The 17,748-nt window shown below is 39.8% G+C and carries 13 protein-coding genes; 5 read left to right on the top strand and 8 right to left on the bottom strand.

Annotated features, from left to right (window positions below; all coding sequences use genetic code 11):
• Positions 1-602: 602 nt before the first annotated feature.
• Complete coding sequence (locus H5159_RS18575) at positions 603-1,460, bottom strand: tetratricopeptide repeat protein (protein WP_024597192.1); 858 nt, start codon at positions 1,458-1,460, stop codon at positions 603-605.
• A gap of 111 nt (positions 1,461-1,571) precedes the next feature.
• On the opposite strand from H5159_RS18575, the gene H5159_RS18580 reads away from it, so the two are divergent.
• Positions 1,572-2,882 (top strand): M20 family metallopeptidase, encoded by a 1,311-nt coding sequence (locus tag H5159_RS18580; protein ID WP_182696308.1) that lies wholly within the window; start codon positions 1,572-1,574, stop codon positions 2,880-2,882.
• Positions 2,883-2,958: 76 nt separating this feature from the next.
• Here H5159_RS18580 and H5159_RS18585 read toward each other — a convergent pair whose 3' ends face one another.
• The 4 genes from H5159_RS18585 to pomA form a co-directional block, all read right to left on the bottom strand.
• Positions 2,959-4,899, bottom strand: a complete 1,941-nt coding sequence (locus tag H5159_RS18585) for a DNA topoisomerase III (protein ID WP_182780821.1) — start codon at positions 4,897-4,899, stop codon at positions 2,959-2,961.
• Between the two features lie 45 nt (positions 4,900-4,944).
• Positions 4,945-5,451 (bottom strand): hypothetical protein, encoded by a 507-nt coding sequence (locus H5159_RS18590; RefSeq protein ID WP_182696310.1) that lies wholly within the window; start codon positions 5,449-5,451, stop codon positions 4,945-4,947.
• A gap of 212 nt (positions 5,452-5,663) precedes the next feature.
• Positions 5,664-6,584 (bottom strand): flagellar motor protein MotB, encoded by a 921-nt coding sequence (locus tag H5159_RS18595; RefSeq protein WP_024597196.1) that lies wholly within the window; start codon positions 6,582-6,584, stop codon positions 5,664-5,666.
• Between the two features lie 2 nt (positions 6,585-6,586).
• A complete protein-coding gene (gene pomA, locus H5159_RS18600) occupies positions 6,587-7,354 on the bottom strand; it encodes a flagellar motor protein PomA (RefSeq protein WP_024597197.1) in 768 nt (255 codons plus the stop codon).
• 321 nt (positions 7,355-7,675) lie between these two features.
• On the opposite strand from pomA, the gene H5159_RS18605 reads away from it, so the two are divergent.
• From H5159_RS18605 to H5159_RS18620, 4 genes are all read left to right on the top strand, one after another.
• Positions 7,676-7,918, top strand: coding sequence for an exodeoxyribonuclease VII small subunit (locus H5159_RS18605; RefSeq protein WP_002961738.1), 243 nt, complete (start codon positions 7,676-7,678; stop codon positions 7,916-7,918).
• Positions 7,919-7,920: 2 nt separating this feature from the next.
• Positions 7,921-8,808, top strand: coding sequence for a (2E,6E)-farnesyl diphosphate synthase (gene ispA / locus H5159_RS18610; RefSeq protein ID WP_182694442.1), 888 nt, complete (start codon positions 7,921-7,923; stop codon positions 8,806-8,808).
• Between the two features lie 105 nt (positions 8,809-8,913).
• Positions 8,914-10,776, top strand: coding sequence for a 1-deoxy-D-xylulose-5-phosphate synthase (gene dxs / locus H5159_RS18615; protein ID WP_024603572.1), 1,863 nt, complete (start codon positions 8,914-8,916; stop codon positions 10,774-10,776).
• A 200-nt stretch (positions 10,777-10,976) separates the two neighbouring features.
• The gene (locus tag H5159_RS18620; protein WP_182780822.1) at positions 10,977-13,088 is read left to right on the top strand and encodes a hypothetical protein; all 2,112 of its coding nucleotides are present in this window, start codon (positions 10,977-10,979) and stop codon (positions 13,086-13,088) included.
• Between the two features lie 41 nt (positions 13,089-13,129).
• Here the strand turns inward: H5159_RS18620 and H5159_RS18625 are convergent, their stop codons facing one another.
• The 3 genes from H5159_RS18625 to thiL are packed head-to-tail and all read right to left on the bottom strand — an operon-like array spanning position 13,130 to position 17,710.
• Positions 13,130-16,216: a ligand-binding sensor domain-containing diguanylate cyclase gene (locus tag H5159_RS18625; protein WP_002961745.1), complete on the bottom strand. Its 3,087-nt coding sequence runs from the start codon at positions 16,214-16,216 to the stop codon at positions 13,130-13,132.
• A gap of 37 nt (positions 16,217-16,253) precedes the next feature.
• The gene (locus H5159_RS18630) at positions 16,254-16,739 is read right to left on the bottom strand and encodes a phosphatidylglycerophosphatase A (protein ID WP_182196916.1); all 486 of its coding nucleotides are present in this window, start codon (positions 16,737-16,739) and stop codon (positions 16,254-16,256) included.
• Positions 16,736-17,710, bottom strand: coding sequence for a thiamine-phosphate kinase (thiL, locus tag H5159_RS18635; protein WP_024596289.1), 975 nt, complete (start codon positions 17,708-17,710; stop codon positions 16,736-16,738). The genes H5159_RS18630 and thiL overlap by 4 nt, the downstream gene beginning before the upstream one ends.
• Between the last annotated feature and the right edge of the window lie 38 nt (positions 17,711-17,748).

The following is a 17,748-nucleotide window of genomic DNA, read 5'->3' on the forward strand; positions in this document are numbered from 1 at the left end:
TTTGTCAACACTTAAATTTAAACTTTCTAAAAAGATTCAATCTAAGTTTTACTTAACACCCTGAGTTGTTCGTGCCTCGCTATGCGTTGCTGTTTCCCGTCTCAGTGGGGTCGCATTATAGGGAGCGGCGGATTTTACGCAAGCGTTATTTGCATAAAATAGTAATTAAAATTAAGCCCCAAGCAAGCACACACGATAAGCACAAGTTACTCACAAAACCCTGTTGATAACTCTTTTTTTTACATAGCTAAACCATACTAAAGCTATTAATTAAAACCTTAAAAATGCAATAAGCACCTTATGTAGGTGCTTCTTAAAAGTAATAGTTATTAGAATCTAGGGTCTGTTTATCTTTCAAGGTTAAATTTGCAGCAGCCTGTTTGGTATTCAGGCAAGGCAGAGCCTATGTAGTGTGGTTAATCCCCATAAATAGGCGATAACGTAGCATTAATGCCAAACAGGCGCTGCCCAAAGGGTTCTTCCTAGGGGCTATTTACTCTTTGTTACTCGGTTTTTACTTAGCCCACTAGGTTACAAATCTCGCGCCGCGATTAAACACCCCCTAGTTTGAACAAATTTTAATCCGCAAAGAGCAACAGACCCTAGTATAAAATACTATATAACTTGCGACGATACTTAGCTGCGAGTGCGTCGCCATCAGGTAAAGAGGCAATAATGGCTAAAAAGCTTGGTTTTGCTTCGTTGAAGTTCAGATCTTTTTGTAGAACTGTAAAAAGTACATCCAATGCTTCTTCTTTTCTGCCTGCTTCATTAAGTAAAATACTGAGCTCTTCTTTTAATTCTAAGTCATTTGGATACTTTTCTACTTGTTGTTGCTTTTCTTTAATCTCTGGTGAATCTTTTGCTTCAAGCGCGGCTTCGCATTTTGCTTTTATATTATTAAAGTAAGCATCTTGCTCTTGTGCATCTATTGTATTTATAAGCGCTTGCGCTTCATCTACCTTGTGAATTTGAATACATATGTCTGCTAGCACTAACTTGATACGTGCATTACCGCTGTCTATTTCATAAGCTTGCTTTGCATAATTAAATGCAGCATTTAAATCTGACTTTAATAACGCTTGCTTTGCTTGTTCTAATAGTAAGTCTTGTTGCGCAGGTAAATGCTTTGCTAGGGCTTCGCGTATTTGCGCTTCGCTTTGAACACCTGCAAGTAAATCTACTGGTGCGGAGTCTTTTAATAATACAAGCGTAGGCAGTGTTTGCAGACCAACTTGTTGCGCAAGTTGAGAAGCGAGTGCTTGTTCTGCATCGCAATCTAAGTTTGCTACTACTATATAGCTTGCATATTCTGCTGCTACTTTATCTAAAATTGCAGCCTGTCCAATGCAGTCAGGACTTTGAGGAGAGAAAAAGTTAAGCAACACCAATTTTTGTTGTGATGTTTCACCGAGTACTTGTTGAAGGTTTTGCGCATTAATACTAACTATGTTGCTCATTGAATTGATTGCCATATTCGTCTATTTAGGTTTTTATATGGTGGTGAACATAATAATTACAAGTCATATACCTAAATCACTCGGTATACATATTCAACAATAAGGGAAAATATGAAATTAACTTACCTAAGTGCAATACTTTTATTAGCAAGCCCATTAGTACAAGCAAATGGACTCGATTTGAATTTAAGCAAAGCCATGCCAGCTATTGAAAAGTTTTACCTCGACTTACACCAATCCCCAGAGCTTTCTTATCACGAACAAAAAACAGGTAAAAAGATAGCAGATAGATTAACTCAGCTGGGTTTTAAAGTAACAAGTAATGTAGGTGGCTTTGGAGTAGTTGGTATTTATAAAAATGGTGAGGGGCCGACAGTAATGATCCGCACTGATACTGATGGCTTACCTATTATTGAGCAAACAGGAAAATCCTATGCCTCAAAAGTCAAAGTAATAGATGAGCACGGTGCAAAAGTAGGTGTAATGCACGGCTGTGGCCACGATATCCACATGAGCTCTTTTATTGGAACTGCAGAGCAGTTAATTGCTCATAAAAAACAGTGGCAAGGTACATTAATGATGGTTGCACAGCCTGCAGAAGAAGTAGGTGGGGGTGCTAAAGCGATGTTAAGCGAAGGACTATTTAGTAAATTTGCAAAACCTGATCATATAATTGCTTTACATGTAAGCGCTAGCGTCCCCGCTGGTAAGGTATCAATGAAAAATGAATACACGATGGCAAGTGTAGATTCTGTCGATATTACAATTAAAGGTAAAGGTGGTCATGGTGCTTATCCGCATACAACTATAGACCCAGTGGTTATAGCTGCACGCACTGTACTTGCTTTGCAAACAATCACAAGCCGAGAGCTTTCACCGCTTGAGCCTTCTGTTATTACAGTGGGGTCTATTCATGGTGGTTCAAAACATAATGTGATTTCGGATGAAGTAAAACTACAACTCACTCTTAGAAGCTATAACCCCGATGTAAGAAGCGCTCAAATAGCTGCTATCAAACGTATTACAGCTGGGATAGCACAAAGCGCTGGATTGGATGAATCAAACTACCCTGTAGTATATGTACATGAAGATGAATCGATTCCATCTACTTATAATAACCCTGCACAAACAGACATTGTTAGAAATTCTATTGCCAGCGCAATTGGCGATACTAATGTACTTGAAACACAAGCTGTAATGGCGGGTGAAGATTTTGGCCTATACGGGCGCACCGATGAAAATATCCCTATCACCCTCTTTTGGCTAGGAGGCGTAAACCAAGCACAATATGCAGATTCAATAAAAACAGCTGAGGTACTCCCTTCTCTACACTCTAGTAAATTTGCACCAGATTATAAAGTTGCTATTCCTACTGGAATAAAAGCAATGAGTAACGCTGCTGTTGCTTTATTTAATAAGTAACCTGAATTCTGGATAATAAATCTATCTCAAACAGAGTTCAGGTTAAGTAATATGGTTTAATAAAAAAGCTCTGTTGCTAACTAGCAACAGAGCTTTTTTTATAACTCGACTTTTTAAAGGTCGCTTTTCCACCTCGTTTAGCAAAACGTTTTTTAGGTGAGCTTTTTGGTAACTTCGCAAATGCATTGCTATCGCAGTTTGCTGCTAATTGAACAAACCCATTTAGGTCAGCAAGTAAAGGCTGTAAAAATTGCTGATAACTCATTGCCTGCTGTGCAATATCACCTAAGCTCGACTCCCACTTTGCGGTTAAATCAGGACTCGCTAAACCTTGTGGTAATACGCTAATAAGAGCAAGCCCCGTTTCGGTCGCTCTAATTGACTTACCTTCACGTTTTAAAAAACGCCGCTTAAATAGCAACTCGATTATTCCCGCACGTGTTGCCTCCGTACCTAAACCATCAGTGTCTTTTAATACTTTTTTAATTTGTGGATCTTTAACATAACGGCTAATGCCCGTCATCGCAGCCAATAATGTGGCATCGGTAAAATAAGCTGGGGGTGATGTATGCTTTTCGACTACTTCGCCTTTATCGCAAAAAAGAGGCATACCTTTTGTTAAAGGAGGTAGCGAGGCTTCATCTTTTAATTCAGATTTACCCATTAACACCTTAAAACCCAAGCTTACATCTTGCTTTGCATTTGCCTTAAAAAGCCCACCAGCAATAATTACCTCAGCTTTAGTTTCGTTATATATATAGTCGGGATAAAACTGAATTAAGTAATGACGGCTTATTAATTGATATACCTTTGCTTCGTCACCGCTCAAACTCGCTGACTTTAACTGCTTAGCCGTAGGCACAATGGCATGATGGGCAGCTACTTTTGAATCGTTAAAACATTTACTACCCTTTTTCACATCTGCCCCGTTTACTAATTCACTGCTTTGCCCCCCATTTGCACTTATTGCCTTTAAAATAGCAGATGCTTCTTGATGGTGATCTTTGGGTAAATAACGATTATCTGAGCGTGGGTAAGTTATTAATTTATGACGTTCGTAAAGTATTTGGCAAATATCCAATACTTTTTGAGCTGGCATACCAAATGCTTTAGCCGCATCGATTTGTAGTGCAGATAAATTATAAGGTAATGGAGCACTTTGCTTTTTTTGTTTTTGGTCGAGAGAAGTAAGCTCAGCACTTTGCTTTGTAATACGTGAAGCAACATTTTCTGCAAGAGCTTTGTTAAGTATTCGCCCTTCTTCATCTTGATGTGGCTCACATGCTTTACTAGGAACCCACTTAGCTATGAATGGTTGATTATCTGGAGTAAGCAAATGCGCCAATACATCGTAAAAAGGCTTAGATACAAAGTTCGCTATTTCGTTATCTCTATTAACAACAAGACCTAAAATAGGGGTTTGTACTCGCCCTACCGAAAGTACATTACCAAACCCTGCTTTTTGCCCTGCTAACGTATATGCACGCGTTAAATTCATACCAAATAGCCAATCAGCACGAGAGCGCGCTAAAGCAGATACACTTAACGGAATAAAATCTCGATTAGAACGCATAGTACCCAGTGATTTTTTTACTGCGGACAAATTTAAATCACTAATGAGTAAACGTTGCGTACTTTGCTTTTTAGCCTGACTTATTTTGGCTTCTTCTATTACTTGATCGACTAGTAGCTGGCCTTCACGGTCTGGATCGCCAGCGTGAATAAGTTGCGAGGCCTGTTTAATTAATTTTTTTAAAACAGTGAGCTGTTTGCGAGTTTTGGTTTTGGCTTTTAACTTCCACTGTTCAGGTATTATAGGTAAGTGTTCAAACTGCCATTTTTTAAAGCGCTCATCATAGTCATCGGGTTCTGCTTGTTCTAGCAAATGCCCAATACACCACGATACACAATCGCCATTAGCGACTTCTATATAACCATCATGTTTTTTATGTGGTTTTGGTAAGGCATCAGCAATTGCTCTGCCTAGTGATGGTTTTTCTGCAATGTAGAGTTTCATGGGAGTCGCTCACTCACTGTTTATATAAACAGTAGTTTAGCACAGCTATTTTGAAGGTGGGGAGTTTTCTATTTTTGACTTTACACTACCTTGCTTAGTGAAAAGGATAATTAAAGGTAAATAGCATACAACCACCGTGGCAATATTGATAAATGGCATTAGGGTCTGATAAATAACGGTACTGTAAGCTAAATCCCACAAATGGCGGTCAACTAATCGGAATAGTTGTAATATAGGTGCGCCAATAACAACTAGTTGCCCAATAACACATTGCCATAAATAAACTTTATCCTTTATACCCCAGTAAGCTATAAGTGCCATCCAAATAATATCTGTGATCGCCCAAACTAAATAACGATAAATATAAATGTCATCAAACGCTCGTAGGCTTGAAGCAGTTAGGTTACCAAAGAGGAAAAAAGCTGCGGTAAGTAATACGAATCGAAAGGCTAGGCGATCTTTAAATACAAAAAATATAAAAATAGCCGGACTTAGCATTAAAACCCAGCTTTTGCTTAAAATACTAACAATATATAAAAACCATTCAGGCAAAATACTCTGCCCTATTTTGTTTTTTTATCGTCATCAGTACCATCACCATTACCCGGCATGTCGCAATATTTATTGATTATTTTCACAGGCACTCCATTACATATGTTAAGGAAATGTACTGTAAGCTAAAATGACGAAATTGCCAAGATACTTAAGGCAATCAAGTACCTTAAATCAAAACAAACATAGTGAAATATAACACAAGCAATAACTTAGCGCACATCAATAGGAGCAGACTCTTTAGCCTTACCTTGCAGGATTGATATTTCTACTCGACGGTTTCTTCGGCGATCTTCATTTGAATCGTTTGGAACAAGTGGACGAGTATCAGCTCGCCCCACTACCATCATGCGGTTTTTATCAAACCCTTGCACCGTTTGCAGCTCGCTTGCTACAGCTACAGCTCGCTTTGACGATAAGTCCCAATTATTAATATATAGCTCATTCGATACCTGAAAATCGTCGGTATGGCCAGATACAGTTATTTCGCCAGGTACATCTTTTAACAGTACACCAATATCTTGAATTATGGGTTTAAACTTAGGTTGTAAAAATGCACTACCCGAAGGAAATGAACCATTCTCTCTAATACGAATAATTATTTGCTGCCCTAAAGATTCAAGCTCAATTGCACCATCTATTATTTGCTTTTCAAGCTGCTGCGCGATTTTTTTAACGAGCTCGTTAGTTTGTTCCTGATCGGCCGCTGAAGTTGCTTGCTCTGACGATTGCTCTTGAGAAGTACTACGAGATTCGCCACCACGTTTATCCCCGCGTTGTTCTTGCCTGCCGCCAGCTGAGCTTTCATCTCCAGCCTGAAACTCTAACATTTGTTGAGTCATTTCTACTGTTTGTTGCTGAATGGTTTCTATTGGGGTTGGCTCTGGTTTGCCTGGGGTAAACTCCATAGCAATAACAGAGGTACCTTTAGGGATATCTTTTACTTCAATTTTATTCTGCACACCAAAAGCAAACTTCATAGAGCCCGCAATTTGTTTAAACTTAAGTACATCCATTTCTGAAAACGCAAGCAAGAGTACAAAAAAGCACATTAACAGTGACATTAAATCGGCAAACGTTCCCATCCATGCTGGTAGGCCTGGTGGTGGGCATTTGCACTCTTGATCAGACATAATTACTCCTCGGTATCTACTTTGCGTTTAGATTCAGCTAAGTAATTTTTCAAAATACCTTCGATAACTTTTGGATTTTGGCCATCTTGTATACCTAAAATAGCATCTAAAATTAAACGCTGATTCATAGCTTCTTCGTCTTTACGCAGTTCAAGTTTTACCTGAATAGGAATTGCCACAACATTGGCTAAAAACGCACCATATAAAGTTGTTAAAAGCGCTACCGCCATTGCCGGGCCAATTGCTTTTGGGTCATCCATGTTAGATAACATTGCAACTAAGCCAATTAGAGTACCAATCATTCCCATTGCTGGTGCAATATCGGCTAATGACTTAAATAAGCCTGCGCCCATTTCATGTCGAGTAGTGGTTAAAGAGATATCTTTTTGAAGTGTGGCGCGAACAACATCTGCGTCATGGCCATCAACAAGCATGTCGACGCCTTTGCGCATAAATGGATTTGGGATTTCAGCTTCTTCGAGTGCTAAAAACCCCCCTTTACGAGCTGAATCAGCAAGTTCTACTGCTTTTTCAATAAGCTCTTCTGGCGTTTCAATTTTAAACATAAACGCTTTAGCAACAACTTTACCTATACCCAAAAACTGCGACATGGTGAAATTTGATAAAACAATGAAAAGTGAACCACCAAATACAATTACACTAGAAGGAGCATCGGCAAACATAGCCATTTCACCGCTACTACTCATAAACATAGACATGACAATTAAGCCAATTGCGCCTAGGATCCCGATTATGGTTGCTAAATCCACATTTCCTCCAGAAGTTTCATGCTTAATGGCCTTATCATAAACTTTTATTATTAACTGCTTATCGGCAACATATTGAATTGCTTAAGCCATTTTTATAAATAAACATAAAAAGCAGCCTTTAGCACTATTTTAGATCAAGTTATAAGGGCTACCTAATTATCAATTGATTTATTAAACTAACAGACCGCTATTAAGGCTTTATTAATACACTTGAAATATAATTTAACGTTATAAAGGTAAAAAACCTATATCATCCTTTGACCTAGTTTAGCATTCCCCCTAAAATTGACCCCTAAATTTATTATGTAAGCTGAAATAAAGATGGCGACTAAAAAACCTGAAAACTTAAGTTTCGAACAAGCACTAGAAGAATTATCTACAATCGTTAGTGACATGGAACAAGGTGACTTATCGCTTGAGCAATCGTTAAAGCAATTTGAGCGTGGAATTGCATTAGCAAGTGCTTCATCAGGTAAATTACAGCAAGCAGAACAAAAAGTATCAATTTTGATGGGGAATGGCGAAAAGTCAGTTCTTACGAATTTTGATAATGATATGGAATAGCTGTGAGCATAAATAATTATATCGAACGTGCTCAAAAAGATGTAGTAGCGACCTTACAACAGCATTTTAAACAGTCTCTCGATACTGAAGAAACAGTCAAGAACGCCACCCAGTATGGATTATTTAATGGCGGTAAAAGATTACGTCCATTTTTAGTTTATGCCACAGGTAAAATGCTCGGTGCAAACCAGCAAGACTTACATGTACTTGCAGCTGCAATTGAGTGTATCCATAGCTATTCGCTAGTTCATGATGATTTGCCCGCTATGGACGATGACGACTTACGCCGTGGCCGCCCTACTTGCCACATAGAATTTGGCGAGGCAAATGCAATTTTAGCCGGTGATGCCCTACAAACACTCGCCTTTGAGCTTATTGCGAATCACAAATTTACATGCTCGTCGCAAACACAAGTAAAAATGATTGCTACGCTTGCCAACGCATCAGGCCTTGAGGGCATGGTAGGCGGACAAGGTCTTGACATAGCAGCAACAGATAAAGTAATTACCGTACAAGAGCTTGAGCGAATACATAAGCTAAAAACCGGAGCTTTAATTAATTGTGCAATTACACTTGGTGCACTGTGCAGTGAAAAGGCAGATCAACAAACCTTAGAAAATTTAAGCATTTTTGGGTATGCTATAGGGCTGGCGTTTCAAGTACACGACGACATTTTAGATGTTGAAGGCGATACGGTTACTTTAGGTAAACCACAAGGCTCCGATATTGCCGCGAATAAAGCGACATATCCGGCGTTATTAGGTATGCTAGGCGCTAAAGAAAAGGCGCAAAATTTAATACAACAAGCCCATGAAGCGTTGGCAAATATAGATGCTGACACAACACTTCTTGCGTCGCTAGCAAATTACCTAATTGAGCGTGACCACTAATTTTTGCTCATACGTATTGCAATTAGCACTGACATTATTACTCAACATTAATTATTCGTAAAAGCTTTGAATGAATTAATGTTAGCGAAGGATATATATAAAACCATGACACTTGATAGTAGCAAGTATCCATTACTTAATTTGGTTGACGAGCCAGCCCAATTGCGTGACTTAGCGCAAGACAAACTCCCTGCATTTAGCAATGAGCTGCGCGATTATTTACTCAACTCAGTATCGCAAAGTAGCGGTCATCTAGCGTCTGGTTTAGGGACGGTTGAACTAACCGTTGCGCTACATTATGTTTATAACACTCCAGACGATCGCCTAGTTTGGGATGTGGGTCACCAAGCTTATCCACATAAAATCCTTACAGGTCGTCGCGACCAAATGCACACTATTCGCCAAAAAGACGGTTTGCACCCTTTTCCTTTTCGCGATGAAAGCCAATACGATACGTTTAGCGTAGGTCATTCAAGCACCTCTATTTCAGCTGCCTTAGGTATGTCTATTGCCGCCCAAAAAGAAGGCAAAGGTCGAAAATCTGTAGCCATTATTGGTGACGGAGCTATCACCGCAGGCATGGCATTTGAAGCGATGAATCATTTAGGCGATGTAAAATCAGACATGCTTATTATTTTAAATGATAACGAAATGTCGATTTCAGAAAATGTTGGCGCATTAACAAATCACTTTGCCCGAATTTTATCAGGTAGCTTTTATACTAACATTCGTGAAGGCAGTAAAAAGTTACTCTCAGGTGTGCCTCCGGTAAAGCAACTTGCCAGTAAAATGGAAGAGCACATTAAGGGCATGATGATCCCGGGGACCTTCTTTGAAGAATTAGGCCTAAATTACATAGGCCCAATTGATGGTCACGATGTAAACATGCTTGTAGATACATTGCGTAATATGCGTAATTTAAAAGGCCCACAGCTTTTACATATAAAAACGCAAAAAGGTAAGGGCTACAAACCGGCTGAAGCCGATCCTATTGGCTACCATGGTGTACCAAAATTCGATCCGAGCACAACTAGCCTGCCTAAATCTAAACCTAGCGCTGCTACTTTTTCAAAAGTTTTCGGCGATTGGTTATGCGACATGGCAAAGCAAGACAGCAAGTTAATGGCTATTACGCCAGCAATGCGCGAAGGCTCTGGCATGGTACGTTTTTCTAAAGAGTTTCCAGATCAATACTTTGATGTGGCCATTGCAGAGCAGCATGCTGTTACTTTAGCAGCTGGTTTTGCTTGTGAAGGTTTAAAACCTGTTGTTGCTATTTACTCGAGCTTTTTACAACGTGCGTATGACCAATTAATACATGATGTTGCACTGCAAAACTTACCTGTATTATTTGCCATTGACCGCGCTGGTATTGTTGGAGCCGATGGTGAAACTCACCAAGGTGCGTACGATTTAAGCTTTATGCGCTGTATTCCAAATATGGTAATTATGGCACCAAGCGACACCAACGAATGCCGCCAAATGCTATACACCGGTTATAAAGAAAACTGCCCTGTTGCAGTTCGTTACCCTCGAGGTAGCGCAGGTACTGCAGACATTGAAAGCACTATGCAACTGCTTGAAATAGGTAAGGCAGATACAATTAAGAAAGGCAGTAAAATTGCCATTTTATCGTTCGGTACATTACTTGAAAACGCCCAGCTTGCAGCTAACGAATTAGATGCAACGCTTGTTAATATGCGTTTTATTAAACCACTTGATACTGCACTTTTAAATGAGCTTGCTACTAGCCACGATACCTTTGTTACGCTTGAAGATAACGCGATTGCTGGCGGTGCCGGCTCTGCAGTTAATGAATACTTGGCAACGCAAAAAGCTGATATTAATATCCTTAACTTAGGTATTCCTGATGAGTTTATTAAACACGGCACGCAAGATGAAATGCACGATGAAATGGGATTAGGCGAGCAAGGAATATTAAACGCTATTAAGGCGTTTATCGCTTAAGCTATTTACTTAGTTTATTAAAAAGGAGCCTCAAGGCTCCTTTTTTTGTTTTTAATTTTAACTTTTTTGCATCCAGTTTCATTTTATAGCCGTTATTGATATGAGGTTAACATGTAAATAATCGGTGCCGCTTAGTCTATGCCTTATGAGCAAGCGCGTTATTTACCTACATTTGATGGAATATTTAAAAGGTAAAAATGATGAATAAAGCTAATTTAACAACTCATTCAACACAAAAAAACACACTTAAACACACGCTTAGTTTTTCAGCTTTAACACTTGCAGTATTAATCGGCATTACAGGCTGTAGCTCAGACGATGGTGAAAACGGCGTAGATGGTATTGCAGGCACCGATGGACAAAACGGTACCGACGGTACAAATGGCAATCCTGGTTTTGCATCAGCCACATTAATTTTGGCAAACAATGGCGAGAGCAATACAGGCACTATCGATTTAATTAACCAAAACGCCTCTAAACTAAAAACCTTTAATACAACAGCTAACGAAGGCGTTGCATTTGATAGCTTAGGTAATTTATTGCAAGCAAGCGACAGCGAAAATGGCAGTATTAAAACTATTTGCCAGCTTGCAAATCGTAGTGACGGCGCAACCTATACAGCTAATACAGATCGCGAAATAACAGGTACTAACACAACACTGGTAAACCCTAAAGGAATAGCTGTAGCACAAAAGAGTGGCCTTGTTTTTATTGCTGACTTTGGCGCTATGCAAGTAACGACTTTTGGCGCTACAGCCGCGGGCGATGCAGCGCCTTTAGGCACAACTATTACAGAAGCGGCGCCGTGGGATGTTGATTATGATGAATCTAACGACCGCCTTTATGTAGCACTAACAAATGGTGATGTAGCCGTTTATGATAATTTTGTTGGTGGTGAATTTGCCGCAATGCCAAGCCGCACAATTACTCCAAGTAATAATGATGGTACGCAAATATCTGTAAATATTCACGGCATTGTTTATGACTCAAATACTAATAAACTTGTTTTGTCTGATGTAGGCAGTGCCTCAGATGCAACCGATGGTTCGTTATTTGTAATTTATAATGCTTCAACTGCAGAGGGCTTAGTAAGCGTTGCACGAAGTATTGCCGGTCCAGCAACAATGCTTGGTAACCCAGTTGATATTAGCCTTGAAGGTAGTGACTTACGTGTAGCTGAAAAATCAAATGATGCTGTTCTTGTGTTCAGCAATATATTTTCAGGTGAGAGCGGCGATATCACTCCTGATTTAGTTACCTCAACAATTAAACCTGAGTCAATTACTAAACTGGGTATACAAAATGAGATGGCTGATATTTCAGATAGTGATACCGCTAATATGGCGCTGCTAGGTGTTGCTGTAAGTAGTAATCCGGGCACTGCAGGTGAAACAACTGGGCAAATTAGTCGATTAAGTTCACAACTTAACACTGAAATTGGCAACTATAATGCAAGTCAAACTATCGAAAGTGTAACTTTTGATAAAGCGGGTAATAGTTATACAACGTTCGATAACAGTACAACCTCAATTGGCGGTATTGTTATTTCAAATAAAGTGGCAATAAACAGAGATGGGCAAACTTATAATACGAACCAAGACAGCATTATTACTGGTTCGAATACAGGCCTTATATCTCCTAAAGGTCTTGATGTGGCTTCTGATAGCGGTATGATTTTAGTTGCAGAAAATAATGCAGATACTCCAAGCATTTCAATATTTTCAACTTGCACCACAGGGGATGCAAGCCCATTAATGACGCTTACGTTTGCAAACGATGCTCGCCCTTGGGATGTTGATTACGATGCAAACACTGATCGAGCTTTTGTAGCACTAACAAATGGAACCGTTGCCGTATTTGACGAAGTTAAAAGCAAACTAATGGCTGGTAGTACTAATATTGCAGTTGAGGATAGGCTTATAACGCCAGCAAATGCAGGTACAGCAGTAGCAGCACCAAGCAACATGCACGGCATCGACTACGACTCGCTAAGTGGCTCGCTAATACTCTCTGATGTTGGTAGCGCAGCAGTTGCTGACGATGGCAAAATATACGTATTGAATAACGTAGCAACTGCATCGGGCTTGGTAAACATAAGTACCACTATTAGCGGTCCAAATACCCTACTGGGTAACCCTGTTGATATTATGTATACCGGAACAGATTTATACGTAGCTGAGAAGTCAAATAATGTGGTTATGCGATTTAATAATATTTTAAGCAGTGCAGGCGGTGATATAAGCGCCGATACCAGTATGGCATTTACAGCCCCTGAGTCGATTGCAATATTACCAGCTTGGCTTAACAAATAGAGTTAACCTCACCATGCCTGACCAATAACCTTGGTCGGGCATTATCGCATCCACACTTTTATATCTGCCAAGCCATTACTTTGTAAAATACCTAATTGCTGATCAACATTAGAGTTTTGTTCAAACTCAAATGCATCGAGCTGATCATCAAACGTAATATTAGCCACACCATCACCACCGCGCTTTTTAACTTGATGCAGTGCTATATCTGCTAAGTTTATAGAGGTTTCCCAGCTAATTACCTGTCCGCCTAGTAAAGGTAATGGATAAAATGACCAACCAATTGATGCCGTGATATTAGTTGTTTTTCCATTTGGTAATTGGAACGAATTAGCCGCTATTACTTTACAAAGTTCTGAGGCATAGCTATCTATTTTATTGCATTTAAAGTCACGTAATAATAATAAAAACTCATCACCACTCCAACGTGCCACATAGTCAGAGCCCTGCGTACGCGAATTTAACAATGCAGCCATTTGCTGTAAGCAGCTATCACCTGCAATTGGGCCATACGCATCGTTAATACGGCTGAAGTTATCAAAGTTAATAATTACCAGCACCAGTGACTTACCTTGTGCCTGCAGCGACTGTGAATTACGTTGAAAGTGCTCAATATCTTTAGGGAGTTGATCAAACAAAAAGCGGCGGCTACGTAGCCCTGTTAGCTCATCTGAGTGACTCACTAATTTAAGCTGTGAATTCACTTGGCCTAATTTATCATTAGCTTGGCGAAGCTCTAAGGTACGCTCAGTGATTAAGCCCTCTAATGCTTCTTGTTTTCTGCGTTCTTGTGCTCTAAACACCCAAAAAATGAGATAAAAAAGCAAAATAAAACCACTGGTAATTAAAAGCCTAAAGTAAATTGTTTCGTCAAAGCGCTCAGGCACTACAAAACCGTATTCTACATCTTGCGCTTTAGCCCAGTCTTCACCTTGGCGCTTAGCTTCTAATTGAAACAAAAACGAGCCAGGAGGCAAGTTAGTATAAATAGCTTCACGTCGCGTATTTGCATAGCGCCAGTCACTATCTAAGCCACTTAGTTTATATCTAAATTCAATGCTGTTTGGTGCATAGTAATCAATAGCTGTGTAAGTTAGCGTTATATCACGCTCGTCTGTTTCTAATGATGGTTTTTTACCAAGCGCAGCGGTAGTTAAATGACGAAGTGGCGTTGTTATTGTCTCTATTGTTGGCTTTAATGCAAGCACACCAAATAGCTCTACATTTTTAGGTATTTCAACAACACCTTGTAAGCTTGGGTACCAAATAGAATTTCCGGTGTCTGCTACCGCATCATGCCCAAGTCCACTACAACATTGATTCGCTTTACCATCAAGTTGACGGTCAAAAGATGAAATTACTTCTTCAACTTTTAAGCTTTTTATTTCTGTTTTAAATTGCTCTACAGGCATTCTGTAAACACCTTTCATGGTGCTTACCCAAACATGCTTTAACTTTTCATCATATTCTAGGCTAAATATAGAACCATACGGTAAACCATTAGCTGCATCGAGCTGACGCCATTGCCCTTGCGTACTTCTGTAAAAAAGCCCATCGTTAAGAGAGCCTATTAAAATACCCACGCCATCTATATGTAGCACGCTAGTTACGTATGCGCTTTCAAGTGTTGTTTGGTCGCCAATTTTTTCAATGCCACGGTCTGTAAAGTAATATGCGCCCTTACTAGTACCAATCACACCAAAGTTTGTTTTATCTAATACGTAGGTAATAAACTTACTACCTAAAAAAGCGTTATAGGCAAAAGGCGTTAAACCAGCATAATTTAATCGATATAAACCGCGTCCGGTACCAATCCAAAAGCCGCCTTTACTAGAGCGACTTATTGCAAATACCGGATTATCGCGAAGTGCTCGACCAGGGACGGTGTAAAGTGTCTTGTTTTCAAAAACAAATAAGCCGCGCCCTGTGGCTATATATAATCGCTCACCATCAAATTGTAGATCGTGTACTGATGCGTATCCATATTTACTACTTGGGACTAAATTAATAAAACTTTTATCTAAATCGAAATAACCAATGCCGCTTTTATTCGCAACCCACAGTTTACCATCGGGTGCTTGGCTAATAGCCATAACAGATTCGGTCATGTTTGAAACTGCTGAATGCCTTTCGACTCGTCCTTCATGAGCAAGCCACAAGCCTTCACTAAAGCTTGCTAACCAAACGTTATTTTTATCATCTCTAAAAATATCAGCAAACCATATACTTTGATCGAGTTGGCTAGGCTCTACCCATTGCCACTCACCGGTTTTATCTCTGAATAATAAGCGTCCATAGGTCGAAACCCACAAGCCACCATCGGTATCACTCATAAACTTATAAACGGCTGAGTTATTTGCATTAGGTAGAGGAAAAGGTCTTAGCTCGTCATCTAAATCTAAAAAGTATGCACCTAGCTCAGAAGCTATATACAAATTACCATTTAAAAATGATAAATCGTGCACTATGGTTTGCGCTAGGCGCTCTGGTAAAGATATTTTTGCGGTAAGCTCTAAACGTAGTTTAGAAAAATCTGATGAGTTTTTTGTAAGGCGTAATAAATGACGATCATTAACCAGCCAAATGCCTTCAGGAGAGAGTGCCATTTGGCTAACAGAGCCAACTATTTGTGTGATCACAGTAGCATTAACAATAGGTAGAGGACCATTTACTTCAGTGCGTAAATCAACTTGCCCTCTATCTACATAGTATAAGCCGTTGGCCGCAATCCATATGCTACCTTTAGAGTCCTCAAGAATATCCCTTACTGGACCTTTAATATTAAATTCTTGTGCTGCAAATGTGGCTGGGTTAATAACTACCAAGCCACTTTTAGTGCCTACCCATAACAAACCACTAGAATCGACTAAAAGCTTATTAACACCATTACTAGGCAAGAATGGACTATTTTGCGTGTTGTAATTTGTAAATGTTGTACCATCAAAACGGCTTAAACCAAATTGCGTACCAAGCCACATATAGCCTTGCTGATCTTGCACAACACTTTTAAGTGATTGCGACGGTAGGCCATCTTTTATATTCCATTGCTTAACTACGTAATCAGTAATTGAAGCCCAACTTGGCGTCGCGCACAACATAAGTACACAAACCAGTAAAAATCGCATCATATTGCTGCCACCTAGTTAAACAAATCAAATATAAAAATTAAAAGGGCAGTAAACCCACTTTTATTAACGCTTGTAAACATATAAGCGAAAAAATACCCGCAAGTATATCGTCGGCCATTATACCTAAACCGCCATGTACTCGTTTGTCTAGCATACGGATTGGGCCGGGTTTTGCTATATCAAAAAAGCGAAATAACAAAAAACCTACGAGTAATGTTTGCCAGTTAAGTGCTGCGCCAATCATAGTGATGTAATAACCCGCCACTTCATCCCATACAATAGCAGGATGATCGTGCACGCCTAAATCATCAGCCGTTTTACCGCACGCCCATATACCAAATATACTGATCACAACGGCAAATACAATTTGCAGCCATAACGGATAATACATGGTCATAAAAATGAATGGCAAGGCAGCAAATGTACCAAATGTACCGGGCGCTTTAGGGGCAAGCCCAGTCCCAAAGCCCAGACCAAAAAACTGATGTGGACGCTTTAAATTAAACTTGCGGTTATTGTTCAAACCAGCTCCTTTGCAAAGTGCTCAAAACCCTGCGGTTCAAAATCAAACTTTTCACCGTTGTGTAAAAGCTCAATTTGGCCATCGCCACTTTTAACTTGGCCAATGCATGTTGCATCTACACCATACTGGCGTAGCTTTATTTCTAACATACTTTTATTGCTATCAGGGACCGTAAAAATTAATTCGTAATCATCACCGTAACTGAGAATAAATGGCAGCTGCTGATTAAAATCAAGGCTTGCTTGCATCGCATCTGAAGTTGGAATACTTTCAATATTCACCACTGCACTTACTTGTGACATATCGAGTATATGACTTAAATCAGCGATTAAGCCGTCCGACACATCGATAGCCGATGATGCAAGTCCTCGTAATACCTGCCCTGCAGCAACACGTGGGGTTGGAAAGTCAAAGCGTTTATTTACGTACTTTAAATGCTCTGGCTCAATACTTATACCTTGTTTGCGAGACTCAATTGCAAGTCCAGCGTCACCTAGCGGACCCGTAACATAAATCCAATCACCCACTTTTGCGCCACTACGACGAAGTGCAGTACCTTCGGGTACAGTCCCTTTCGCACAAATAGTGATGGTTAGTGGGCCCTGAGTTGTATCGCCACCTATAATCTGCACATTAAAATATTCAGCAATTTCATGCATGCCATCAGTAAACTCTTCAATCCACTGTGGGTCAATACTTGGCAAAGTTAACGCAACTGAAACCCAAGTTGGCTCAGCGCCCATGGCCGCTAAATCACTTAAATTAACAGCAAGCGCTCTGTGACCTAATGCACGAGGGGAAATATCATCAAAAAAGTGTACGCCAGCAACAAGAGTGTCTGTTGTAACGGCAAGTTGGCAGTTTTGTGGAACGGTTACTAAAGCGCAATCATCCCCTATACCTAGGTTTACATCACGACGGGTGATACCGCGACCTTTAAAGTAGCGGTTAATTAATTCAAATTCCTTCATACACAAAAAAGCCGGCCTATGCCGGCTCCCCTCTTTAA

The organism is Pseudoalteromonas sp. SG43-1 (genome assembly GCF_014164415.1).
GTDB classification, from domain to species: Bacteria; Pseudomonadota; Gammaproteobacteria; order Enterobacterales; family Alteromonadaceae; genus Pseudoalteromonas; species Pseudoalteromonas distincta.